Source organism: Gordonia paraffinivorans NBRC 108238 (genome assembly GCF_000344155.1).
Lineage (GTDB): Bacteria > Actinomycetota > Actinomycetes > Mycobacteriales > Mycobacteriaceae > Gordonia > Gordonia paraffinivorans.
The window spans coordinates 155,508-179,493 of sequence record NZ_BAOQ01000003.1 but is presented as its reverse complement, the minus strand read 5'-3'; the positions used below and the strand labels follow the sequence as shown (position 1 = coordinate 179,493).

Below are 23,986 nucleotides of genomic sequence, written 5' to 3'. Positions count from 1 at the left end.
CGAGGTTAGTGCCGATTGACACCATCGGGACGGAGTGATGGACGGTGCAGTTCCTCAGATCGAAGAGGAACTGTATGTCGTCGTCTCCGAACATCTCGGTGACCTTCGGCGAGTAGACCTGCATCTCCCAGTAAGTTCGCGGATCGTCCGGCTTGGGTCGCTCTTCCTTGGGAGGCTTGCTTGGCCAGATCTTGCGGTGCGTTGCCCGCTGAATGTCTCTCAGGGTCGCAACGGACGCGATGTAGTTGTGAAACAGGCGGACGGTCTCGTGTTCGAATTCGTCCGGAAGGTTGCGCGCATGTTCCAGCGTGCCGACGAACTTTGCGATGTGGTTATTCAGCTCCACACCGTTCGTTGAGAACAATCGGGAGGCACGATTCAGTGCCTCGAACCGCTCATGGTGGCGCTTGCCAGGGAGTCGTCCAAGATGTTCCAGTCGTTGTTCTCGCTCCACTGCCCAACTCATTCTTCGACTGCGCTCCGTCACCGCTTACGTCTCCATCCTCGTCGTTACCGAGGACTGTACGTCCTGGGTACGACATTCCAGTGCTGTCGCCCGACTGTAGTAATCTTCCGGATTCTCCCCGCGACCTGCTTCGATTGAGTGGTAGCGCGCGGCCCATGGTCCGTCCCTGGGGGAGCGATCCTGCCAGCAAGACCGGCTTCGCCAAGCGCACACGACCAGCGGTCATGGTCCGTCCCCAGGCTCCCCGGAGTGCTGGCAAGACCGGCTTCAACCCGTCCGTCGTTCTCCGCCCGCAAGGGCATTCCCATTCTGCGCGAGCTGTATTCGCGCTACCTCAAAGAAGGAACGAACCATGAACAAGTGGCTGACCCAACGCGCAGAACTTCTGCGCTCGGCCAAGAGCCTGATCGACGCCCGCAAGTCGGCGGACCAGGCACTCAGCGACGGCGACCGCGCACACCTCAAGTCGGTCGAGGACCAGATCGGCGAGTTGGATCGAAAGATCGACGCCGCTCGCGATGGTGTGAAGGCGCTCATCGACGGCGGCACCGGCACGTCGGATCTGGTGCTCGGCCTCTCAGCGCTGCCGCAGGTGCCGCAAAACCTCCTCGCCGCGATTCCGCAGGTGCAGTTGGCGTCCCCGCCGACCTACCACTACCTGCGCCAGACCGTGCGAACCTCGAACGCGGCCGTGGTCGCTGCTGGTGCCGAGAAGCCGGTCTCGCCGATGGCGCTCAGTGAAATCGACGGCCGGTTGCGGGTCATCGCGCACCTGTCCGAGCCGATCGGCGTCTACACCCTGCAAGACGTGGCGACGCTGGCCGGGTTCGTCCGGGGCGAACTGAACTGGGGCCTGTTCACCGCGCTGGAGCAGCAGGTCATTTCCGGCGACGGAACCGGCGAGAACATGACCAGTCTGGTGCACACGTCCGGTGTGCTCGCGCAGGCGTACGGTGCGGATCTGCTCGGCACGCTGCGCTCGGCGATCACCAAGGTCGAATCAACCGGCTTCACCCCGGCAGTGATCGCGCTGTCCCCGGCCGATTGGGAGACCATCGAGACGAGCCAGACCAGCGGATCGGGTGAGTACCTGTTCGCCAGCTCGCCGGTTGACCGTGCCGCCCGCAAGGTGTGGGGTGTGCAGGTCGCGTTGTCGACGGCGCTCCCGGCAGGCAAGGCGGTGCTGCTGAGCCGCGACACCGTGGCGCTGTACACCGATGGCCGGATCGCCTACGACCTCGACAAGAGTCAGGGCTTCTCGACCAACGAAGTCGTGGCACGACTCGAAGGACGTTGGGACCTCGCGGTCCAGCGACCCTCCGGCATCCTCGCCATCGACACCGCCAGGGGAGGCTAGCAGGCACTGCCTCCCCTGGTTACAGTCCGACCCCGCCATTCTCCTTCGGGTGGCGGGGTCGGTTCGTCTGTGGCCTCCGTGTGGTCTTCGGCTTTCAGTTCGAATACGACGAGACCCCCCTTGCTCCTGCTCCATCGCAGGTGAGAGGGGGTCTCGTGGTTGTGGAGCTAAGGGGAATCGAACCCCTGACCTACTCGATGCGAACGAGTCGCGCTACCAACTGCGCCATAGCCCCTGGAGGATCGTCGAACGATCAACCGGGAGACACTTTAGCAGCCCCACCGCCCCGAATCCCAAACGCCCAAGTGATGGCTAGGCTGGGCCCGTGCCTCAGATGTCTGATCAGCAGTTGGCCGGCGTTCTCGACAACGTCGTGGGGGTGATCAACCCCGTCCTCGACGTGCTCGCCGAGCGCGACCCGCTGGGCTTGAAGGACCACACCTTCCACGACCACGACCACCCCGACTCACGCCTCCAGCAGGCACAGCACGCCGCCGCACAGTTGCTCGACGCCGCGGACTGGCCGGGCACCCAGGGTTGGAGCCGGCGGCCGATCCACAAGCGGGCGAGCTGGTGGGTCACCCGCATCGGCGCCCTCAACACCGGCGCGGTCGCCTTCCCCGGGGTCTTCGGGGTGTGGGCCAAGCGGCTCCCGATCACCCCGTATCTCGGATTCGCCAACCAGGCCATGGTTCTCGTCGCGATCGCCCGCGAGTACGGCGTCACCGACCGCGACCGTCAGGTCGCCCTGCTGGCGGCCGTCCTGTGTGGTCGCGACATCACGCCGAAGGACCTCGACGGCGAGTCCGCAGAGGCGTTGCTCGCCGAACCCGAGGAGCGGAGAAAGTCTGTCCTGGGGGGCATCTGGGAGGCCGCGAAGCTGCTGCGCGCCGTCGACGACGAGTTCCAGAAGCGCCCGCAGCCGTTCGCCCTGTTCCGGATGCTGGGCTACATCCCGCTCATCGGGGCACCGGCGACGTACGTCGGTGAGCGCCTGGCGCTCTCGCACGCGGCGAAGCTCGGCGAGAAGTGGTTGCAGGCGCGGGGACTGACGACGGCCACGAGGTCCTGAGACCGGGTCAGCCGACCCGGCGGTACTCGATGTCCTCGCGCTCCATCCGGCGCCGCTGGAACGGCGGCAGGTGGTCGAACACCGGGTCCTCGTCGTCGATCTCGAGCACGACGACCCCGCCGGGACGACGCAGACGCTCGGGCGGCGGCGCGGCGGCGAACTCCGGCACCGCGGCGGCACGTCGACGACGCTCCTCCTCGGCGAGCGCCGCCCGCTTGGCGCGTGCGAGTCGCTGGGCGCGGATCTGCTGTTCGACCTTCACGGCCCGGCGCAGGTAGGTCAGGTAGCCGACCAGGGCCACCGCGGCGAGGCCGGCGGCGACCCAACCGACCGTGCCGAAGACGAAGCCGGAGATCAGCGCCAGGATCAAGAGCACGAACAGGGTCAGCGTGACCCGCTGGCGCTCACGGTATTTGAGCTCGCGTTCCTTCTCCGACGAGTAGATGCTGCGGCTCGCGCGACGTTCGGGACGTGCGGTGCGGTGGACCGGTGCGGCCTCCTCGACGACCTCGTCCTCCACCTCTGCGGCCTCGTCCGACGGACGGGCTCCACGGGCGTAGTCGTCGTACTCGTCCTCGTCGAGCTCGTCGGTCGCCTCGTATTCGGCGTCCTCGTCGTACTCGGTGTCGTCGTACTCGGCGTCGGCGTCGAGGTTCGAGTCGTCGTGATCGTCGACCTCGGTGTCGTCGTGGTCGGCGTCCGCGTCGTAATCGACATCGTCTTCGGCATCGGCGTCGTAGTCGACGTCCTCCGAATCGGTCTCGGCGACCTCGGACTCGACCTCCTCGTCGGCGTCTGCCTCGAGATCGGAGTCGTCGGCCTCCTCTGCGGTCGCACCGCCCTCGAGATCGACGTCGTCGGGTTCGATGGTCGGCTTCTCGACATCGGCATCGACGACGCGCTGCATCGTCGTGGCGACCTCGACGACCTCCACCTCGGTCTCGACGACGTCCATCTCGACGATCTCGACCCTGGTGTTCTCGTCGGCGGTGTCCTCATCGGCCTCGAGGACCGCGGTCGCGGTGGTGCTCGACGCCTTGCGCGACGGCTTCCAGTTCGGATCGTGCGGGTGACGTGCCGACGAGCGGCGACGCGCGCCGGCCGCGGTCTGCGCACGCGAACCTCCACGGTGCAGCAACCGAGTCTTCTTCACCGCATCGGTCGACTTCAGGATCTGCGGACGCCCCTTGATGACCATCGGGACCAGGACGAAGAGCCAAACCGCGACGAGACAAACCCACAAAACGGAGTTGGGCATGCGACTCTCCCTTCATTCACTCTGGTCACACGAGGCCACAACACAATCTAGGGCCCGAAAGACCCAGTTCCGCGCCGACGCGCCGTAGCGCGACGATGTCGTTGCGGATTCACACCGCGCTCTCAGCGCGCCGCGCGCAACGGGGCGGCGTCACTCGGCGCGGAACCGCGCGTCGACGGCGACGCGGATCTCGATGTCGTCGGCGCGCAACTCGAGCGACGGCGCCGGCGCGCCGGGGACTGCGGCCGCGAACATCCGTCCGCCCGTCGAGGGCACGTGATCGGACATCTCCGGGTCCGACAGCAGGACCGCGGTGACCGGACCCCTGCCGACGGCGTCGGAGTAGGCCTGCGCCTTGGCGATCGCGTCCTCGACCGCTTCTCGACGCAACTCGCGCTCGTGGTCGCGCCGGCTCTCCTCGGTGACGTCCCAGTCGACCCCGCCGACCACGACGCCCTCCACGCTCGACCACTCGTCGAGGAACTCCGACAGCTTCTCGAAGTCGACGAACTCGGCGTCGATGCGAAGACGGGTGTTGTACACCGGATCTCGACGCTCCCCGTGGTCGGAGTAGGGCCGGTAGGAGTAGACCCGCACCGACTCGGCGGTCCACCGGCTCACCGCGCCCGCCGACTCGAGTCGGGCGAGCGCACGCGTGATGTCCGAGTGCAGTCGCACGGCCTCGGCGTACACGCTCGCCTTGTCCGGCCCCTCCAGGTGCACGGCGAGGTCGACGGCGCCGCGCTCCGGCGAATACTTGCCGCGGGCACGGCCGCGGACCACTATCTCCAGATCACTCACGTCGGCGAGCCTATGCGAGAGTCCCGACACACGAACCGGGATCGCACCTTCGCGGCGGCGGCGCGGGCTACACGAACGTCGCCCGGCCCGACCGGACGAGCGCCTCGACCGCCGACCCCACGACCTCCTCCGCGGTGAGCGCGAACAGGAGGTGATCACGCCAGCGCTTGTTGACGTCCATGTACCGGACCAGCAGACCTTCCTGCCGGAAACCGATGTGCTTCAGCACTTTCTGCGACGCCTCGTTGGCCGGTTGCACGGTGGCGTCGAGGCGGTGCAGCCCGACCGGGCCGAAGCAGTGGTCGACGCCGAGGGCGACCGCGGCGGTGGCGATGCCCTTGCCCGAGTGCACTTCGTCGACCCAGTAGCCGATCCACGCCGTGCGCACCGCGCCGCGCTGGACGTTCCCGACCGTCAGCTGGCCCACGTACCGACCGTCGAGCTCGATGACGAAGGGCAGGATCGTGCCGCGTTTGGCCTCCGACTTGAGCACTGCGAACAACGGCGGCCACGACGACGGCTGATGCCGTTCGGCCCAGCTGCCGACGCCGGTCGGTTCCCATGGCAGCAGTGAATTCTGGTTGCGGATCCGCAACTCGCTCCACGTCCTGGCGTCGCGTATCTTGACCGGCCGCAACGTGACCGCTCCCGCACTGGTTCCCAGGGGTCCCAGCGTCGCCGGCCAGCCCGGGCTGCCTGTCGCGCCACTCAGCCACCTGAACACGAAGAGCAGTCTAGGGCCTGGGGGTTTGTTCCCCGTCACAGGACGTGAAAGTGAGACGTCCGTCTCGCCTCTTCGCAGGTCAGCGCGGCGCCGCCGCCCCGTGTGCGGTAGCGACCGGATGCGTCAGCCGCGCTGTGCGAGGAATGCGACCTCGACCTCGTCGCCGGTGCCGAGCTCCTCGACGTCGGGTTCGACCATGATCAGACAGTTCGCCTCGGCGAGTTCGGCGAGCAGATGCGACGATCCGGTCGGCGACGCGCCGAGCACCTGCACCAGGTACTCCCCCGTGCGCTCGTCACGCATGAGCTGTCCGCGCAGGTACCCCTTGCGCCCGCGCACCGAGGCGATCGGGCCGATCGTGCGGGCCCTGATCACCCGCCGCATCGGCTGGCGCTTGCCCAGGGCGATGCGGATCAGCGGCCGGACCATGACCTCGAAGGTCACCAGGGCGCTGACGGGGTTCGACGGCAGCAGGAAGGTCGGCACCTCGTCGCGGCCGAGCCGCCCGAACCCCTGCACCGAGCCGGGATGCATGGCCACCCGGACGATCTCGAGTTCACCGAGGTCGGCGAGGGCGTCGGCGATCGCCTTCGACGCCGAGCCGCCGACCGCGCCGCAGATCACCACGATCTCCGAGCGGATCAGCTGGGCCTCGACCACCTCGCGCATCCTCGACGCGTCGCGTTCGGCGATGCCGACGCGGTTGACGTCGGCGCCGGCGTCACGTGCCGCGGCGGCGAGGGCGTAGCTGTTGACGTCGTAGATCTGTCCCTGTCCCGGGGTACGGTCGATGTCGACGAGTTCGCTGCCGACCGAGATCACCGACAGCCGGGGCCGCGGGTGGACCAGCACACGCGACTGTCCCACCGCGGCCAGCAGGCCGACCTGTGCAGGTCCGATGATCGAGCCCGCCCGGACCGCGACGTCGCCGGGCTGCACGTCGTCACCGACGCGGCGCACGTAGCTGCCGCTCTCGACGCCGTGCCCGATCTTGACCCGTTGGTCTCCGCCGTCGGTCCAGCGCAGCGGGACCACCGCGTCGGCGAGGGTCGGCATAGGTGCCCCGGTCTCCACGCGGACGGCCTGGCGCGGCTGCAGCCGGGTGGGCGTCCGCGAGCCGGGCGCCACCTCCCCGACGACCGGCAGCGACACGATCATCGGCTCGCCGGCCTCGAGGTCGACGAGTTCGGCGCCACCCGGATCGAAGTCCTCGAGATCCTCGGGGGCCAGGACGCCGGCGAGGGCCACGTCCACGGCCCGCACCGCGTACCCGTCGATCGCGGCCTGGTCGAACCCCGGCATCGGATGCTCGGTGACGACCTCCTCCGCACACATCAACCCCTGCGCCTCGGAGATCGCGACGCGCACCGGACGCGGCGCCACCGCGGCCGCGGTCACGAGCGCCAGATGATCTTCGACCGACCGCATCTCACCGCTCTTCCCGTCTCATCTGCACACATCTTCCGAAACGATGCTCGGTACAACAGACAAACGGTATCGGCCCCGCGCGCCCGATCGGTCGAGGCGCGCGGGGCCGATGAGTGTGATCAGCCCTCGGCGAGCCGCTTTTCCAGCCACTCGCGCAGGTCGGGACCGTAGTCGTCGCGGTCGAGCGCGAAGTCGACGCACGCCTTGAGGTAGCCGCCGGGGTTGCCGAGATCGTGGCGGGTGCCGCGATGCACGACGACGTGGACCGGCTCGCCCTCCTCGATGAGGAGCGCGATGGCGTCGGTCAGCTGGAGCTCGCCGCCCGCACCGGGCTTGATCCGGCGCAGCGCGTCGAAGATCTTGCGGTCGAGGATGTAGCGGCCGGCCGCGGCGAGATTCGACGGCGCGTCCTCCGGCGCCGGCTTCTCGACCATGCCCTTGAGGCGCATGACGTTGGGGTTGTTCGCGTCGGGTAGCGGCTCGACGTCGAAGACGCCGTATGCGCTGATGCTGTCCTCGGGGACCTCGATCGCGCACAGCACCGACCCGCCGCGACGCTGCCGGGTGCGGGCCATCACCTCGAGGACCCCGCCGGGCAGGACCAGGTCGTCGGGCAGCAGGACGGCGACCGCGTCCTCGTCGTCGTCGAGGTACTCCTCGACGCAGCCGACGGCGTGGCCGAGCCCGAGCGGCTTCTCCTGCACGACCGACTTCACGTCGAGCAGGTTCGGCGCCTTGCGGACCTTGGCCAGCATCGCCTCCTTGCCGCGCTTGGCGAGGGTGTTCTCCAGGACCAGATCGTTGACGAAGTGTGCGACGACGCCGTCCTTGCCCGGGGAGGTGACGATCAGCAGGCGTTCGGCTCCGGCTGACTTCGCCTCCTCGGCGACCAGCTCGATGCCCGGGGTGTCGACGACGGGCAGCAACTCCTTGGGCACCGTCTTGGTGACGGGGAGGAACCGCGTCCCGAGCCCCGCCGCCGGAACCACCGCGGTACGCGGGATCGGCGGAGTGTTGGGCACGCCTTCGTACTCGCTGAAGTCATCTCTGTTCGTCACACTCATGTATCCACCCTAGGACAGGCCGGGCGCGGTGGCCGGACGGGCGACGGGCCGCGTCCCGAGCCCCGCCGCGACGCGCCGTTCGATATTGTTCGGGCGAACTGACCGCGCCGGTGGCGAGCCACTCACCCGGGAAGGACGGCCGTGTCGTGCCCACTCACAAGGACCAGCGTCGGCAGGAGGCCGCGAGCCGACGGGCCGCGATGCCCGCGTCCGATCGAGAACGTGCGGCCCTCGACCTCGCCGAGTGGATCCACACCTGCCCGTTCCGGCTCGAATACGACGTGACGGTCGCCGCGTACGTGCCGGTGGGGACCGAACCGGGGTCGGTGCCCGCCGGTTCCGGGGTGGCCCCGACCGCGATGCTCGACGCCCTGCTCGACCGCGGCGTCACGGTGCTGCTCCCGGTGGTGCCCGAGGGCGATCCCGCCCCGCTCGACTGGGCCCGGTACACGGGTCCGCGCTCGCTCGAGACCCGCCGCTGGGGACTGCTCGAGCCGACCGGGACGCGACTGGGCACCGCCGCGATCCGCGCGGCGTCGGTCATCTTCATCCCGGCGCTGGCCGTCGACCGGACCGGGATACGACTCGGCCGCGGTGCGGGGTACTACGACCGGAGCATCGCCGGGCTCTCTGCGGAGCTCGTCGCGGTGGTCTACGACGACGAGCTCGTCGACTCGCTGCCGTCCGACGCGCACGACGTCCCGGTGGGCTGGGTCCTCACCCCGGGCGGCGGATTCCGCGAGCTGGCCGCTCCCCGAACCGACGACAGCACCGACTGACGACAGCACGAAGACCTGGTCCGCGCGCGGCGTCCCAGGTCTTCGTGCTGGTGAAGTCGTGCGTCCCGGCGATCAGGCCGGGGTCGCGGCCTTCGAGTCGGCCTTGCCCGAGCTCGAGGAGTCCGAGCTGCTGCTCGACGACGAGCTGCTCGAGGAGCTGTCCGACGACGAGGACGACGCGGTGTCGGCCGAGGACGAGCCCGAACGCGAGTCGGTGCGGTAGAAACCGCTCCCCTTGAACACGATGCCGACCGAGTTGAACAGCTTGCGCAGACGACCGGCGCACTGCGGGCACTCGGTCAGGGAGTCGTCGGAGAACGACTGGACGATGTCGAACTTGTTGTCGCACTCCGTGCAGGCATACGAGTAGGTGGGCACCTGAACCTCCGAAAGTCGGTAAACGCTGACAAGTGTAACCGATCTTGGCACTCAGGCATTCCGAGTGCTAAGCGGGCCCGCGGGAACGCCGGGCACAACGATCATTTCCAAAACGGATTTTTCGGACATCGGGGTGTGCATCCGCCCGTCGTCGGGCAGAGTGTTCTGCGCGTCGGGGTCCAGCCAGTGGCCCGCTCAATCGTCAGAGCCACCCGCCGGGAGTGAGATGACCGATTTCCTCGCCAAACTCAACGACATCATCTGGAGCGATCCACTGGTGTACCTGTGCCTCGGCGCGGGCGTGTTCTTCTCCGTGAGGTCCCGCCTACTCCAGCTTCGCCACATCCCGGAGATGATCCGCGTGATGCTCCGCGGCCACAGTTCCCCGGACGGGGTCTCCTCGTTCCAGGCGCTGATGATCTCGATCGCCGGGCGCGTCGGCACCGGCAACATCGCCGGCGTGGCCACCGCCATCGCGTTCGGCGGCCCCGGCGCGATGTTCTGGATGTGGTTGGTGGCGTTCCTCGGCGCGTCGACCTCGTTCGTCGAGTGCACGCTCGGCCAGATCTACAAGACGCGTGACCGGCTGACCAACGAGTACCGCGGCGGCCCGGCGTACTACTTCAGCCAGGCGTTCGCGCACACCAAGGCGGCACCGTTCTTCAAGATCTACGGATTCGTGTTCGCCGCGGTGACGGTGCTGGCCTGCGGCGTCCTCCTGCCCGGCATCCAGTCGAACTCCATGACCGTCGCGATGAGCCAGGCGTGGGGTGTCGCCGACTGGGCCGTGGCGATCGGCATCGTCATCATCCTGGCGTTCGTCATCATCGGCGGCGTCAAGCGCATCGCCGCCTTCGCCTCGATCGTCGTGCCGTTCATGGCCGTGCTCTACATCGTGTTCGCGCTGATCGTCGTCTTCACCAACGTCTCGCAGGTCCCCGAGGTGTTCCGCCTGATCTTCGCCAGCGCGTTCGGCGCCGACGCGGTGTTCGGCTCGATCATCGGCTCCGCGATCATGTGGGGCGTCAAGCGCGGCATCTACTCCAACGAGGCGGGCCAGGGAACCGGCCCGCACGCCGCGGCCGCCGCCGAGGTCTCCCATCCCGCCAAGCAGGGTTTCGTGCAGGCGTTCGCCGTCTACATCGACACGCTGTTCGTCTGCTCGGCCACCGGATTCCTGATCATCACGACGGGGGCGTACCGGGTCTTCGAGGGCGAGAGCGCCTCCAACCCGGTCCTCGGCGAGGGCGGTCTGCTCACCGAGGCCGACATCCCGGTCGGCCCGTCGTTCGTGCAGATCGGTTTCGACAGCATGTGGAGCGGCGCGGGCTCGACGTTCGTGGCGGTGTCGCTGGCCTTCTTCTGCCTGACGACGATCATCGCGTACTACTACATGGCCGAGACCAACCTGCGGTTCCTCATGGGCAAGGCCTCGACCATCTACGTCCGCCCGCTGCGCAGCACCCTCGGCGCGAACCTCACGCTGATCCTGCAGGCGGCGATCCTGGTCTCGGTTGCCTATGGCGCCGTGTCCACCGCCGAGGAGGCCTGGACGCTCGGCGACATCGGCGTGGGCCTGATGGCCTGGCTCAACATCCTGGGCATCCTGGTCCTGCAGCAACCGGCGTTCAAGGCGCTCCGGGACTACGAGCGCCAGAAGAAGCAGGGCAAGGACCCGGTCTTCGACCCGGTCGCGCTCGGGATCGTCGGGGCCACGTTCTGGGAGACCTACGACCCGGACGAGAGCCGACGGCCGACGGAGGAAGTGCTCGAGAAGTGAGCGACTACATCGGCGGGCAGTAGCCCAGGCGACGAGAGGCCCCGGGACCCGACGGTCCCGGGGCCTCTCGTCGTGGATCTCTCAGCCGCCGATGTAGTCGCGGTTCATGTCCGGGATGTTGTCGCGGTTCATGTCGTTGTCGCGGGCCTGGCGCGCATCCCAGCGCAGCAGGACCGCGGCGAGCGTCGCGGACACGAGCGAACCGAACAGGATCGCCGCCTTGGCGGCCGCGGCGTGGTCGTCGGAGCCGCCCTCGAAGCTGAGTTCGGCGATCAGGAGCGCGACGGTGAAGCCGACGCCGGTGAGCATGCCGATGGGCAGCAGGTCTCGGATGCCGATCGCGTCGGGCAGCCGGAGCGGGGTCAGCCTCGTCATGAGCCACGTAGAGCCCAGCACGCCGATCAGTTTCCCGACGACCAGGCCGAGCGCGATGCCGATGGAGACCGGCTGGACGATCGAGCCCTCTCCCCCGATGACCGTCACGCCTGCGGAGGCGAAGGCGAAGATCGGCAGCGCGACGGCCGCCGAGTACGGACGGACCGCGTCGTCGAACCACTCGGTCCGGGGTCGGCTCTCGCCCCGGATGGCGATCGCCGGCACGGTGAAGCCGAGCAGCACGCCGGCCACGGTGGCGTGCACGCCCGACGCGTGCATCAGCGCCCAGGCCACCACGCCCAGCGGGATGAGCAGGGGCCACAGCTTGCGCTGTTGACGGACGAGCACGCCGAAGACCACGATGACCGCGAGTGCGGCGCCGAGCATCGCGAAGTCGATCTCGTCGGTGTAGAAGGTCGCGATCACGATGATGCCCAGCAGGTCGTCGACGACGGCGAGGGTCAGCAGGAACGTCCGCAGAGGCACCGGGAGTCCGCGACCGAAGATCGCGAGAACCGCCAGCGCGAACGCGATGTCGGTTGCGGTGGGGATCGCCCACCCGCGGAGTCCCTCCGGATCCCCGATCGCGACCACGAGCACATAGAACAACGCCGGGGTGATCATGCCGCCGATCGCGGCGGCGATGGGCACGCCGGCGAGCTTGAGGTCGCGCAAACCACCGGCGACGAACTCGTGCTTGAGCTCGACCCCGACCACGAAGAAGAAGATCACGAGCAGTCCATCGGCCGCCCAGTGCGCCAGCGACATGTGCAGGTGGAGCGACTCGGGTCCGATCTCGGTGTGGAGGAACGACGAGTACGTCTCCCGCCACGGCGAATTCGCCCAGACGACGGCGACGAGCGCTGCCACGAGGAGCAACGCACCACTGGTGGTGTCGAGGGCGGCGAGCTTTCTGAACCGCTCGCGCCGCGAGAGCATGGACTCGTCGTCGGTGGCCGATTCGGCGCTGGTCGTCATCGGCGGTTGTTCGGTCATCGAACTCCTCGGTTCCGGGGGACGCCTCCCGCGTCCACGTGACACCGCCCGCGTTCGAGACGGCGGCCGACCAGTCTTCCCGGCACACCCTTGCTTTCTGTTCCGTGGCAACAGTAACGGAGGTCCCGCCCGATGGCTCGCCCCGTACCTGTGGACAAGTTCATCGCTCGGGTCTCCCGCTGTGGACACGGAGGCAACGCCGAAGCCCGGCCGGGCCTCGGCCCTACCGTGCGCGTATGCCCGATTTCCGCGCGTTCCACACCCCTGACCCGCTCGCCCCGCGAATCCGTGACCGAGTTCGCCACGCGCTCCGCCCGGGCTGGACGCGCAGCCTCGCGCTCCGGCGCGGGCTGGCGGTGACTCTGGTCGGCGCCGCCTGCGTCGTGGCGGTCACCGGGGCCGGGGACGACGGCGAAGCCGTCGTGCTCGTCGCCGCTCACGACCTCGTTCCCGGGCAGGTGGTCGGGTCCGGCGACCTCCGACCCCTGGGCGTGGCCCGTGCGACGGTCCCGTCCGGTGCGATCACCGACACCGGTCTCGCCGCCGGCCGCACGGTCACCGGTCGGGTGCGGGCCGGGGAGATCCTCACCGACACGCGTCTGCTGTCGTCGCGGCTGCCCGCCGACCTCACCGGTGACGCCGACGCCCGTCTTGTGCCGGTTCGGCTCTCGGACCAGGCGGTGACCGCGCTGCTTCGTCCCGGCGACGTCGTCGACGTCCTGACCGATTCGGCCGACGTCCTCGCCCGACGCGCGGTTGTCGCCCTCCACGCCGACGGCGGGTCGCCCGACGGCACGCTCGGCGGACGGTCGACCGTGTCTCCGGTGCTCCTGGCCATGGATGCGGCGTCAGCGCACCGGGTCGCGGCAGCGGGTCTCGACTCCGCACTGGCGGTTGTCTTGCACTGAGACGACAACCATTCCGGCCCTCAGGAGCGCGCTCGACGCAGCCGAGAGCTGCGCCTCATCTGCCCGGTTCGCCCGAAATCGTCACCGGAGACCCTGCGGAAAGCAGAGGCACAGAAGCATGTTTCGTCCACGACACATGTGGGGATGTGAACCAAATGGATCGCCCCGTTCGCGATCGTGGATAGGGTGGTACGCGTTCGCACAACAAATGTCGGGTTTCGCACCGACCACATGGAATCGCCGAACTAGAGCGGGAACACCTAAGGAGAGGCCGCACACCGTGCTCAAGGGATTCAAGGACTTCATACTGAAGGGCAACGTCGTCGAGCTGGCGACAGCGGTCATCGTCGGCGCGGCGTTCACCGCGATCGTCACCGCTTTCACCGACGGCATCGTCCAGCCGATCATCAACGCCATCCCGGTCGGTAGCGACGCGGCAGAGGGACTCGGCTTCCAGATCACCGACAACGCCTCGACCTTCGTCAACATCGGCAGCGTCATCACCGCGTGCATCAACTTCCTCATCATCGCCGCGGTCGTCTACTTCATCATCATCCTGCCGTACAACAAGCTTTCCGAGCTGGGCGGTTTCGGCAAGAAGGCAGAGGTCACCGAGGTCGCACTGCTCGCCGAGATCCGCGACCTGCTCGATCCCGAGAGCACGTCGAAGGCCAAGGCCGAAGCCGAGAGCGACCTGCCCGACCACCTCAGCGAGCCCTCCGCTCCCGTCGTCGAGAACTACGGTTCGCCGTCGGGCGGCCAAGCGCCGTATGAGGCACCGGGCGGAGCCGGTACGACGCAGCGCATCTCGGCACCGCCGCAGCAGCAGGCCCCCCAGGGCCCGCCGTCGCAGCCGCAGGCGTCCCCGCTGTACCAGTCTCCGCACCCCGGTCCCGGACAGGGCGGCCAGCCCTATCCGACGCCGCAGCCGGCGCCCGGCAACTACCCGCCGCCCGGCAACTACCCGCAGCCGGGCAACTACCCGCCGCCCGGGTCGCAGTACCCCGGCGAGCAGTACCCGGGCGACTTCCCCGGCGAGAACCCGGACTCCCCGGGACGCCATTCCCGCTGACATACGAACGACATTCGGCCCCTGCCATCGCGGCAGGGGCCGAATTGTTGTGTGCGGGTTGGGCTCTGGACGGCTTGTGTTCGAAGGCACACGTGCCGTCGTAGAGGCGGTCGTACGCACGACGATCCATCGAATCTGCTGCCCAGCCGCTACCTCACCGACTCGTAGGAGCGGGCAGGCGTTCACGACATTCGCTCCGATGCCGCAATGCAACTCGTGTGAGCGGACACCGTCGTCGACGTTCCCACGGAGCCACCGCGGCCGAGACATGGCGCCAAGACGATTTGTCATTTGTCCGGCGACCCCGTCTCGCCCTGCAGGAGTCCCGCAGCCGCGCCCATGGCTTCGTCGCCTCTGAATCGCGCTGGGTTTCGTTCCGCTTGATCAGTCAGGATGGGAACGATGGCCAGGTATACGAACGAGATGCGTGAACGAGCGGTCCGGATGGTCGCCGAGGTCCGCCCCGAGCACCGGCACGAGACCGCCGCGTTGCGGCACGTCGGGGGGCTGTTGGGGATGAACGTTGAGACGCTTCGGCTGTGGGTCCACCGCGCCCAGGTCGACGCCGGTGTCCGGCCAGGGACGACGTCACGTGGACAACGAGCCCCTGCCGCCTCGCGCGGCAGGGGCTCGTTGCATTTCACCGGATGCCGAGTCGTGCCGGGAAAGCGACGGCTCGGCTTCGCTCAAGCGATCCGCGCCACGGTGTGAAAGGGCGCGCCGGCCGGCGAGGCGTACGCACCCCAGTCGGGTCCGCTCGCGCCGTACGAGTCGCCGTCGGGTGCCGGTACGACGCAGCGCATCTCGGCTCCCCCGCAGCCGGGTCAGCCGTCCCAGCAGGGTCCCTCCCAGTCGGGACCGCAGTCGTCGCCCCTGTTCGGCTCGCCGCAGGGTCAGCCCGGCGGTCCGGGAGGCCAGCCGTACCCGACACCGCAGCCGGCTCCGGGGAACTACCCGCCGCCTGGCAACTACCCGCCTCCGGGCAACTACCCTCCCCCCGGTTCCCAGTACCCGGATGAGCAGTACCCCGGTGAACAGTTCCCGGGTGACGGTCCGGACGCTCCCGGACGCCACTCTCGCTGAGCATCTCGACCACGGTTTCGGCCCCCGCCACATCGGCGGGGGCCGAAACCATTCTGTCGGGTCCGTCGACTCCCAGGAGGCTCACAGCGCGCACCATCCGTATCCCAAGTTTGCGCTCCTACTTTGGGATTCGTCGCACAGAGAGGTTGCGGCCCGCCCGGGATGACACCCGGTGCGGAACTCGACACAAGGATGGACGAATGCCGAACAAGCCCCAGAACCGCAAGCCGCAGCAGCGCAACGGTGGGCCTGGTCCGCAGCCACGCAAGCAGCCGCAGCGCCCCCAGGCCCGTCCCCGGAAGTTCCCCTGGTTCTTCGGTAGCTGACACATCGACGACGAGCCCCTGCCGCCTCACGCGGCAGGGGCTCGTGTCGTTGCTCAGGCGGACCCGTGTGCTCAGGCCGACCTGTCGGCGAAGCCGGCTCAGGCCGATGGGGCCATGGTGTGAAATCGTCCGTCGCGCAACTCGATCCGCCGGTCCGCGATCGCCAGGACACGCGGATCGTGGGTGATCATCACCGTCGTGCGGGAGGACGCCAGCTTCGCGAGCGGTTCCAGCACCTCGTCGACGGTCTCGGCGTCCAGCCCGGTGGTCGGCTCGTCGAGGATCAGCAGGGGCGCGTCCCGCAAGAACGCTCGGGCCAATGCCACTCGCTGCTGTTGTCCACCGGAGAGATTGTCTCCGCGTTCGACGACCGCGGCGTCGAAGCCTCCGGGGAGGCGTCGGATGAACGGTGTCGCGCCGGCCAGGTCCGCGGCGGCGACGATCTGCTCGCGGGTGACGTCGGTGCTTCCGAACGCGATGTTCTCGGCGATCGTGCCGCTCATCAGTGCCGGCCGCTGATGGAGCACGGACATGTGTGCGCGCAGGGTCGGGGTGTCCATCGTCCGGATGTCGTTGCCGTTCAGGAGTATCGCGCCCGCGTCGGGGTCGTAGAACCGCAGCAGCAGGTACGTCAACGTGCTCTTGCCGGCGCCGCTGGGTCCGGTGATGGCGACGAGATCGCCGGCGTCGATGTCCAGCTGCACGTCGTCGAGCACCGTCGAATCCGTCTGCGGGTAGGCGAACGAGACGCCGTCCAGGGTCAGGCTCACCGCCGACGCCACCGGGCCCGGCGGCACGTCATCTCCGTCGAGCGTCTCGGCCACGCCGACCGGCGCATCCAGCACCTGCGCGACGCGTTCGGCGCTCGCGGTCGCCGCAGTGACGTCGACGACGAGTCCGCCCAGCGTCTGGATCTGCGGGTACAGGTAGCCGAGATAGCCGGTCAGCGCGATGAGGGTGCCCAGTTCCGCTGTGCCGGATGATATCTGCCAGGCTCCGAGGACGATCACCGCGATCATGCACAGCACCTCGACGACGGTGACGGCCTCGGAGAAGGCGGCGTCGGCACGGATCTCCGACATCCGGGCATCGCGCCATCGTCGACTCTGCCGCCCCACCCTGCGCCGGTCCCAATCGAGCTGACCGGCGGCCTGGATGGCGAACGCATTGGCGACGCCCTCGGCGACCAGGGAACTGATCCGGCCGGCCGACGATCGTTCCCGGCGCGACGCACGCTTGACGATGACGCCGAAACGGCGGGCGATCAGCCACAGCAGCGGTGCGAGGATCGCGGCAGCCAGGGCGAGCTGCCACTGGGTCACGAAAGCCGCGACGGCATAGACGATCAGGCTCACGACGGCGACGGCGGCGGTGACGACCCCGGAGGACAGCAGACTGTCGACCGCTTCCACGTCGGAGGTGTTGCGGGACACGAGATCTCCCGTGCCGAATCGATGTCGCGCATGCGGTGCGAGCCGTTGCGTGTGCACGTACAACCGGTCGCGCAGCCGGAGAAGGAGTTTCTCGGTGACCCCGCCGGTCAGCACCGCTCCCGCGTACGAGGCCGCCGCACCGATGAGGGACGCGGCGATCCACACCAGCAGCGGATCGAGCAGGGCCGACAGATCGCCGGTGATGAGGACGTCGTCGACGATGTGGGCGAACACGGCGACGGTGACGACCGTGGTCGCGACGTGGACCAGATAGCAGAGGATCGCGGCGACGAGTCGCCACCTCAAGCCGGTGAGCAGCGGGCGGAAACGACGAATGGCCATCCGGAGAGACAATGCGGTGGGATGCCCGGGGACCTGCCCGTCCGCGGTCGTTTCGTCCACTTCGTGCATCATCTGCCACCCTCCCAGCGACGGCATCCGCACCGCCGACGCCGAGGCTAGCGCGCGAACCTGGGGAAACCCTTGCCCGACAGCCGATCACAGGAGCCTCACAGAAGATCGGCAGGCGCCGGACAGCTGTCCCCCACCGAAACGAACACCGCGGGGTGGGAATCCTGGTCGGATTCCCACCCCGCGGTGGTGATGCTGAGTGCCGGCTAGACGGTCAGCCGAGGCTGAACGGCTTGCCGTTGAGCACGACGACACCCTTGACGGCGTCGGTGCTGACCGTCACCTGAACGAAGGCACGAGCAGCGGCGTAGCCGGCGCAGCTCTCGACCTTGAACTGCTCCTGGCTGTAGGCGACGCCGCCCTTGTTTCCAGTGAAGGTGTAACCGTTGAGCTCATAGTCGGTGTACGCGGTGTTGGTGCCCGAGGTTTCGTTGATGAGCCACTGGCGCTTCACCTCGCCGGGCCCGAGCGAGATGCTTCCGGAGTTACTCGCCTTGCCAGACGGATCCGAACCATCGACAGCGACTTCACCTTCGACACCAGCCCCGATATCGCCGCCGCCGAAGTGCACCTGGCAACCGACGTCGTATCCGACCTTGACCGTGCCGCCCTCGGCCTTGCCGCCGACCGTGACGCGGACCTTGCCGGACAGCCAGACCTCGCGGGTGGTCGGGACGTTGCTGATCGGGCGCTGGACGTTGACGTACTCGTCGAACAGCTGAACGGTGACCGGCGTGCCGTCAACCAGGGTCCGAGTGATCTTGCCACCCGGCAACGGACCCGCGGTGGCTCCGCCAGCACCCAGGCTGGTGAGGCCCATCGCAACAGCTCCGGCGAGACCGGCCGCCGCAACCACGCGACGCGTGATGTTCTTCTTCATGGTTCCCCTTTGTGGAGTATCGATCTGCTCAGGGCAGATAAGTCAGGAAGTGCTTGGTTATCTGCGCCCGGTCAGTTGATGCTGAAGGGCTGGCCGTACAGGGTCGACTGGAGGAGGGTTCCTTCACCGCTCAGAGTTCCGTCATCGGTGTTGTATCCCTTGGCACCAATGACCTTCGCGACAGAACGTGCCGACGCGAAGCCACCGCAGTTGTTCAGGTTGAAGGAAACCTGCGACAGCTGGATTGCGGCGACACCCGAGTCCGAGAAGTCCTTGTCCGTGATGTCGACGAGAGCGACCTGCCCCGGGGCCAGCCCGAGGCTGATACCGCCGTCGAGACCGAGCGAGGGCGTGGCACTCAAGCCGATCGACCCACCGGCGCTGAGATCGATGCCGCCCACATCCACCTGGCAACCGACGAGGTACTTCACTGCGAGCTTACCGCCGACACCCTTGGTCGCCTTCGCGGTGTAGGTGCCCGAGAGGACGAACCCCCGCGATGCAGCGTTGTTGGCCACAGTGGGGATAGGGTACGCGGACTCGTTGGTGCGCCACGTCTGGATCGACTCACCGTCGATGCCGGTGACCTTCTTGTAGCCGTTGGCGAGCTTCCCCGCCGCGGCGTCACCCGCACCCATACCGGCCACGCCCATGACCGCGGCCGAGGCGATCGCGACCGCGCCGGCGGCGCGACGCAGCCCACGCTTGCTGAACTTGCTCATTCGTTCCCTCTCACAGGATTCGGCTAATACCCCGCGGTGTGCGTTCACACCCGCAGTCGTGACCCTCGACGTCGATGGGTTTCCAGAGAGTACCCGCTCAGCAAGCACTCACGCTCGTCTCAGCGGACGTTCAGAATCCATCGAATTCCTGGTCGCTGCTGCGTTGCCACTCGCGACAGTTCGCAGGACGCCCCTCGACTCCCCGCCACTGGGGCGCCGAGCGTTGTCGAGGCGAACGTTATCGGAGTGATCTCAGGACGGGCAACAGCTGGACTCAGCCGTGTCACAATGCAAAAACGCGGGATGACAAATCAGCAGTTCGCTATCTATCGCCGCCGGAAAGTTAACGGCAGATAAACACCCTGATGTTCATGGGTGCGGGCGGCACCGCTCACTCGTAATGAGGGGGCCGCTGGGTCTCCAACCAATCCTGAGAAACCCCTTTGTGATCTTGCCCACACTCATCCTGGGTGACCTCGGGAAGGTCGTCTCCGAAGATCGCATCGAGCTTCCGACGACGGGCGGCCCGGCGCGCAGCGGCGTCGTCTCCGCTGTTCATCGCGGTTTCGGCGTTGTCGTCAGAATCGGCGGACATTCCTGCCCTCCCCGCCCTTCTGTCGGACGATCGTCCCATTCTGGGGGTCCAATCCGGTCCGGTAAATCGGACCGGGCCGTGACGCCCACTCCACCATCAGAATTCGCTGATCGACTCGATCACATACCGTGCGAGCGGTGCGACGGTGGCCATTCCGTCTCGCACGGCCGCACGCGAATCCGCGAGATTCACCACCAGGGTCTGCCCGGATATTCCCGCCAGGCCGCGTGAAAGGCCACCGTCGGTCGCGCCTGCGGCCAGTCCCGAGCTCCGCACGGCCTCCTCGATGCCGCGGAGCCTGCGGTCCAGGAGCGGCTCGGTGGCCTCTGGGGTCACGTCGCGGGCACCGACTCCCACGCCGCCGACGGAGATCACCAGGTCCACTCCCCCGATCACCGCGGTGTTGAGCGCGTTGCGGATCTCCACCTCGTCGCTGGAGACGACGACCGCCGCGTCGACGTGGAATCCGGCTTCGGCGAGCAACTCGCCCACGAGCGGGCCCAGATGGCGCTGGTCGTCACCGTGAGCCGCCTCGTCGTCGACCAACACGACCAGGGCCCGTCCGATCTCCTCGCCCTCCGGACTCCGGGACGCCTTCTCGTGGCGGGCCACGAACTCCCGTGCGGCGGCGTCGGCGGCGACCACGTCGGCCGGGTCCACCTGGCCCGGATCGCCGGCCAGTCGCACGTCGAGGGACGCTTCGGTCTCCGCTTCATCGCCGGGGAGGCCGGTGTTTCCGGTGACCGGGGATCCGGTGTCAGACATGACAGGACCTTTCTGTGTCGGTGTGCCGCCCGAGCGACGGGCGATCATGTCGCGTGTTCAGTTGTTCTGCGAAGACGGGCGGCCTGTCGGTCGTGCGTCACCTCACCTCGAGGGTGCCCAGCTTCACCTGCACGGTCTTGGTCTGTCCGCCGTCGACGTAGGTGACCGACACGGTGTCGCCCGGCGCATGCGAGCGGACCGCCGCCACGAGTGCGTCGCCGGACTGGATCGGCCGGTCGTCGACCTTGGTGATGACCGCGTTCTTGGGGATGCCGGCCGTGGCCGCGGGTCCGCCCTGCGTCACGTCGGTGACGAGAGCGCCCGGGGTCGCGGCATCGCTGCTGGGCCGCACCGAGACCCCGATGTTGGCGTGGCTGGCCTTTCCGGTGGTCTCGAGCTGCTTGGCGACGCGGATCGCCTGGTCGATCGGGATGGCGAAGCCCAGCCCGATGCTGCCGCCGGACTGGTCCTGGCCGCCGCCGAGGGTGGCGATGGCGGTGTTGATGCCGATCAGGGCGCCCTTGGCGTTCACCAGTGCGCCGCCCGAGTTGCCGGGGTTGATCGCCGCGTCGGTCTGGATCGCGTCGATCACCGAGGTGGTGTTGGTGCCGGGATCGCGCGAGGTGAGGACCGGCCGGTTGAGCGCCGAGATGATGCCGGTCGTGACGGTGCCGGCGAGACCCAGCGGCGAACCGACGGCGATGACGTCCTGGCCCACGGCGAGGTTGTTGGAGTTGCCGACGATGATCGGCGTCAGGTCGTCGCGCTCGACCTTGAGGACCGCGATGTCGGAGATGGGGTCGGCGCCGAGCACGCGGGCCTGCGCGAACGAACCGTCGGAGAAGCTCACCAGCACCTTCGACGCCGGGGCATTGCCGCCGGCGCTGACCACGTGGTTGTTGGTCATGATGACGCCGTCCTTGGTGAGCACGACGCCCGAGCCGGAACCGAGCGCACCACCCGAGGCCACCTCGATCGACACGACGGACGGCAGCACCTTAGCCGCGACCTCCTGCACCGAGCCGGCCGGCGCCTGGACGGGTTCGGGGTCGCCGTTGGCCTTCGGGTCGCCGCCGAGAGGACCGGCGGTGATGCTGCTCGACGATCCTCCCGAGCCGTCGGCGAGGTTGTAGCCGACCGCGCCGCCGACACCGCCGGCCACGAGGGCGAGGACGAGCGCTCCCACACCGACGGCGGCGAGCTTGCCGCCGTTACCGCTCTTCTTCGGCGGCTGGGACGTCAGGTCGTCGCCGGGGCCGCCGAATCCCTGCTGACCACCGGGCTGCGAACCGAACGCCGCCGGACCGGGTTGACCATAGGTGCCACCGTGCTGCCCATAGGGTGCCTGGGGGAACTGACTGGTGCCGTGCGCGCCGTAGGCCGCGGTCGGGGCACCACTGCCGGAGAACCCGGGCCCACCGCTCTGCGTGGGAAACGATCCGGAGGCCGGTCCGGGCTGATGCGTCGGTCCATGGTGTTGGGCTGCGGGCTGATCGGCACCGTGCTGGTTACCCCCGTACTGGTTGCCCTCGTACTGATTGCCCCCGTACGGACCGCCACCCTGCGAACCGCCAGTCGTCATCTGAGTCTCTTCCTCGTTCGTCCTCGCCGGCCACCGCCGGCGCTCGTCACACCGCCCGGCCGCGGCCGGGCAGTCGGCTTACCCGATCAGCGCCTCTGATCAACCCTATGTGATCGCCCACCAGGTCACACCGGTTGATCACACAGCCCCCCGGGGCCGCCGCCCGCCGACGGTGACCTGCCGGTGCAGGCGCCTCACCATTACTGACGAATCACCTGTGGAGATGGTTCCGCGGGAGTTGCCCGGCCCGGCAGTGTCATTCGGATGAGCGCGCCTCCGGTCGGCGACTCGTCGGCCTCGACGTGGCCATCGTGGCGCTCCACCACCTGACGCACGATCGCGAGCCCGAGCCCGGACCCCGGCATCGACCTCGACTGGGTGGACCGGTAGAAGCGCTCGAACACCAGACCGCGGTCCTCCTCGGGGATTCCGGGACCCGAGTCGGCGACGGTGAATTCCGCGGTCGACATGCCGACCTGCGTCAGCGCGACCTTCACCGTCTTGCCCGGCGGACTCCACTTGGCGGCGTTGTCCAGGATGTTGAGCACCGCCCGCGACAGGCCGTGCTGCTCGCCGAAGACGTACCAGGGCGTCAGGTCGACCTCGAACTCCACGTCGTTGCGCCGGCGCCGAACCCGCTCCAGCGCCTGCTCGATGATCTCGGTGAGCTCGACCTCCTCGTACACCACCTCGGGCGCGTCCTCGCGGGCGAGGTCGACGAGATCCCCCACCAGCGTGGACAATTCCTCGATCTGCGCCATGACGTCGGCGCGCAGGTCGGCCATGTCCTCCTCCGGCACGGCCGGCGCCCCGGGGCGACTGGCCGCGATGAGGAGCTCGAGGTTGGTGCGCAGGGAGGTCAACGGGGTTCGCAGTTCGTGTCCGGCGTCGGCGACGAGTCGCGCCTGCCGATCGCGGGATTCGGCCAGCGCCCGCAACATCGCGTTGAAACTCGCGGTGAGGTTGGCGAGTTCGTCGTTGCCGGTGACCGGGATCGGCGTCAGATCGTTGGTGCGCGCGACCCGTTCGACCGCCCGATTCAGTCTCGCCACCGGACGCAGGCCCGCCCGCGCCACGGTGGTTCCGGCGAGCGCCGCCAAAGCGACTCCGCCGCAACCCACCACGAGCAGCACCCAGGCCAGGCGTTTGAGCACCCGGTCGGTCTGCACGAGACTCTGCGCGAGCACGAGGGTGTTGCCGTCGTCGAGTTTGCGCGTGAGGACGCGCTGGTTGCGGGTGGTGCGCAGACTCTGCAGATTCGACCCCGGCACCGACGGCGCCCGGACGATGTCGCGTTCGGGGTCCTCGAACGGCACCTGCCCGATGAGATAGGTCTGACCGCTCGGCGTCACCAGCGCCACGGAGATGTTGGTGGAGAACACCGTTCCGGCGACGAGTTGCTCGGGCTGGCTGCGCAGGACCCCGGCCCGGGCCAGCGCCGCCATGCCGTCGGCACGGCTCTCGAGCTGCTGGTCGACCTCGTTGTACATCGCGCGATAGACCACGAAGTACGCCGCGGCCGCCATCAGGCTCACCGACACGAGGACGACGGTCGCCGACAGGAGCGTGACGCGGGCCCGCAACGAGACCGCCCGCGTCAGCGGCATCGGTGCGCGCATCTCCTCCTCCCCCGCCGCGGCGGACTCCCCGACCAGGGTCCGGGTGAGGTTCTCCCGCATCCGCGAGAACCACGAGCCCCGCGTCGTGGCCGACTGCGGAGTCGTCGAGGAG

General features: G+C 68.3%; 21 protein-coding genes, 1 tRNA gene and 2 pseudogenes. 8 read left to right on the top strand and 16 right to left on the bottom strand.

Annotation, left to right across the window (positions count from 1 at the left end; genetic code table 11):
- Positions 1-466: pseudogene (locus GP2_RS02655) on the bottom strand (hypothetical protein); the annotation flags it as partial.
- 352 nt (positions 467-818) lie between these two features.
- Between GP2_RS02655 and GP2_RS02650 the strand changes: the two are divergent.
- Positions 819-1,823, top strand: coding sequence for a phage major capsid protein (locus GP2_RS02650; protein ID WP_006898916.1), 1,005 nt, complete (start codon positions 819-821; stop codon positions 1,821-1,823).
- Between the two features lie 162 nt (positions 1,824-1,985).
- On the opposite strand, the gene GP2_RS02645 is transcribed toward GP2_RS02650, so the two are convergent.
- Positions 1,986-2,058 (bottom strand) — tRNA-Ala (locus tag GP2_RS02645).
- 90 nt (positions 2,059-2,148) lie between these two features.
- Between GP2_RS02645 and GP2_RS02640 the strand changes: the two genes are divergently transcribed.
- Positions 2,149-2,895 (top strand): hypothetical protein, encoded by a 747-nt coding sequence (locus GP2_RS02640; protein WP_006898915.1) that lies wholly within the window; start codon positions 2,149-2,151, stop codon positions 2,893-2,895.
- A gap of 7 nt (positions 2,896-2,902) precedes the next feature.
- Here GP2_RS02640 and GP2_RS02635 read toward each other — a convergent pair whose 3' ends face one another.
- The 5 genes from GP2_RS02635 to GP2_RS02615 form a co-directional block, all read right to left on the bottom strand.
- Positions 2,903-4,153: a SepX/GlpR family protein gene (locus tag GP2_RS02635; protein ID WP_006898914.1), complete on the bottom strand. Its 1,251-nt coding sequence runs from the start codon at positions 4,151-4,153 to the stop codon at positions 2,903-2,905.
- 150 nt (positions 4,154-4,303) lie between these two features.
- On the bottom strand, positions 4,304-4,954 hold the full coding sequence (locus GP2_RS02630) for an SIMPL domain-containing protein (protein WP_006898913.1): 651 nt from the start codon (positions 4,952-4,954) through the stop codon (positions 4,304-4,306).
- A gap of 67 nt (positions 4,955-5,021) precedes the next feature.
- Entirely contained in the window at positions 5,022-5,678 is a 657-nt protein-coding gene (locus GP2_RS02625; RefSeq protein ID WP_006898912.1) for a GNAT family N-acetyltransferase, read from the bottom strand.
- A gap of 123 nt (positions 5,679-5,801) precedes the next feature.
- Positions 5,802-7,106, bottom strand: a complete 1,305-nt coding sequence (glp, locus tag GP2_RS02620; RefSeq protein ID WP_006898911.1) for a molybdotransferase-like divisome protein Glp — start codon at positions 7,104-7,106, stop codon at positions 5,802-5,804.
- A gap of 119 nt (positions 7,107-7,225) precedes the next feature.
- Positions 7,226-8,170: a UTP--glucose-1-phosphate uridylyltransferase gene (locus GP2_RS02615; RefSeq protein ID WP_006898910.1), complete on the bottom strand. Its 945-nt coding sequence runs from the start codon at positions 8,168-8,170 to the stop codon at positions 7,226-7,228.
- 146 nt (positions 8,171-8,316) lie between these two features.
- On the opposite strand from GP2_RS02615, the gene GP2_RS02610 reads away from it, so the two are divergent.
- Positions 8,317-8,949, top strand: coding sequence for a 5-formyltetrahydrofolate cyclo-ligase (locus GP2_RS02610; RefSeq protein ID WP_006898909.1), 633 nt, complete (start codon positions 8,317-8,319; stop codon positions 8,947-8,949).
- 72 nt (positions 8,950-9,021) lie between these two features.
- On the opposite strand, the gene GP2_RS02605 is transcribed toward GP2_RS02610, so the two are convergent.
- Positions 9,022-9,327, bottom strand: coding sequence for an FmdB family zinc ribbon protein (locus GP2_RS02605; protein ID WP_006898908.1), 306 nt, complete (start codon positions 9,325-9,327; stop codon positions 9,022-9,024).
- A 226-nt stretch (positions 9,328-9,553) separates the two neighbouring features.
- On the opposite strand from GP2_RS02605, the gene GP2_RS02600 reads away from it, so the two are divergent.
- Positions 9,554-11,107 carry an alanine/glycine:cation symporter family protein gene (locus GP2_RS02600; RefSeq protein WP_006898907.1) on the top strand — a complete coding sequence of 518 codons (1,554 nt, stop codon included), beginning with the start codon at positions 9,554-9,556 and terminating at the stop codon, positions 11,105-11,107.
- A gap of 81 nt (positions 11,108-11,188) precedes the next feature.
- On the opposite strand, the gene nhaA is transcribed toward GP2_RS02600, so the two are convergent.
- Positions 11,189-12,478 carry a Na+/H+ antiporter NhaA gene (gene nhaA, locus GP2_RS02595; protein WP_006898906.1) on the bottom strand — a complete coding sequence of 430 codons (1,290 nt, stop codon included), beginning with the start codon at positions 12,476-12,478 and terminating at the stop codon, positions 11,189-11,191.
- 236 nt (positions 12,479-12,714) lie between these two features.
- Here nhaA and GP2_RS02590 point away from each other — a divergent pair, with 236 nt between their 5' ends.
- From GP2_RS02590 to GP2_RS22030, 4 genes and pseudogenes are all read left to right on the top strand, one after another.
- Positions 12,715-13,386, top strand: a complete 672-nt coding sequence (locus tag GP2_RS02590; RefSeq protein ID WP_006898905.1) for an SAF domain-containing protein — start codon at positions 12,715-12,717, stop codon at positions 13,384-13,386.
- A 280-nt stretch (positions 13,387-13,666) separates the two neighbouring features.
- Positions 13,667-14,458: a large conductance mechanosensitive channel protein MscL gene (gene mscL, locus GP2_RS02585; protein ID WP_006898904.1), complete on the top strand. Its 792-nt coding sequence runs from the start codon at positions 13,667-13,669 to the stop codon at positions 14,456-14,458.
- A 650-nt stretch (positions 14,459-15,108) separates the two neighbouring features.
- A pseudogene (locus tag GP2_RS22035) lies at positions 15,109-15,541 on the top strand (large conductance mechanosensitive channel protein MscL); the annotation flags it as partial.
- 200 nt (positions 15,542-15,741) lie between these two features.
- Positions 15,742-15,867 carry a hypothetical protein gene (locus tag GP2_RS22030; protein WP_255218582.1) on the top strand — a complete coding sequence of 42 codons (126 nt, stop codon included), beginning with the start codon at positions 15,742-15,744 and terminating at the stop codon, positions 15,865-15,867.
- A gap of 98 nt (positions 15,868-15,965) precedes the next feature.
- Here the strand turns inward: GP2_RS22030 and GP2_RS02575 are convergent, their stop codons facing one another.
- From GP2_RS02575 to GP2_RS02545, 7 genes are all read right to left on the bottom strand, one after another.
- A complete protein-coding gene (locus GP2_RS02575) occupies positions 15,966-17,738 on the bottom strand; it encodes an ABC transporter ATP-binding protein (RefSeq protein WP_006898902.1) in 1,773 nt (590 codons plus the stop codon).
- Between the two features lie 187 nt (positions 17,739-17,925).
- Positions 17,926-18,591: an MspA family porin gene (locus GP2_RS02570; protein ID WP_006898901.1), complete on the bottom strand. Its 666-nt coding sequence runs from the start codon at positions 18,589-18,591 to the stop codon at positions 17,926-17,928.
- A gap of 71 nt (positions 18,592-18,662) precedes the next feature.
- Positions 18,663-19,313, bottom strand: a complete 651-nt coding sequence (locus tag GP2_RS02565; protein ID WP_006898900.1) for an MspA family porin — start codon at positions 19,311-19,313, stop codon at positions 18,663-18,665.
- Between the two features lie 391 nt (positions 19,314-19,704).
- Positions 19,705-19,908 (bottom strand): hypothetical protein, encoded by a 204-nt coding sequence (locus GP2_RS02560; RefSeq protein ID WP_006898899.1) that lies wholly within the window; start codon positions 19,906-19,908, stop codon positions 19,705-19,707.
- 96 nt (positions 19,909-20,004) lie between these two features.
- Positions 20,005-20,673 (bottom strand): MogA/MoaB family molybdenum cofactor biosynthesis protein, encoded by a 669-nt coding sequence (locus GP2_RS02555; RefSeq protein WP_006898898.1) that lies wholly within the window; start codon positions 20,671-20,673, stop codon positions 20,005-20,007.
- Between the two features lie 97 nt (positions 20,674-20,770).
- Positions 20,771-22,255, bottom strand: coding sequence for a S1C family serine protease (locus GP2_RS02550; RefSeq protein WP_006898897.1), 1,485 nt, complete (start codon positions 22,253-22,255; stop codon positions 20,771-20,773).
- Positions 22,256-22,455: 200 nt separating this feature from the next.
- On the bottom strand, positions 22,456-23,934 hold the full coding sequence (locus tag GP2_RS02545) for a sensor histidine kinase (RefSeq protein ID WP_085950493.1): 1,479 nt from the start codon (positions 23,932-23,934) through the stop codon (positions 22,456-22,458).
- Between the last annotated feature and the right edge of the window lie 52 nt (positions 23,935-23,986).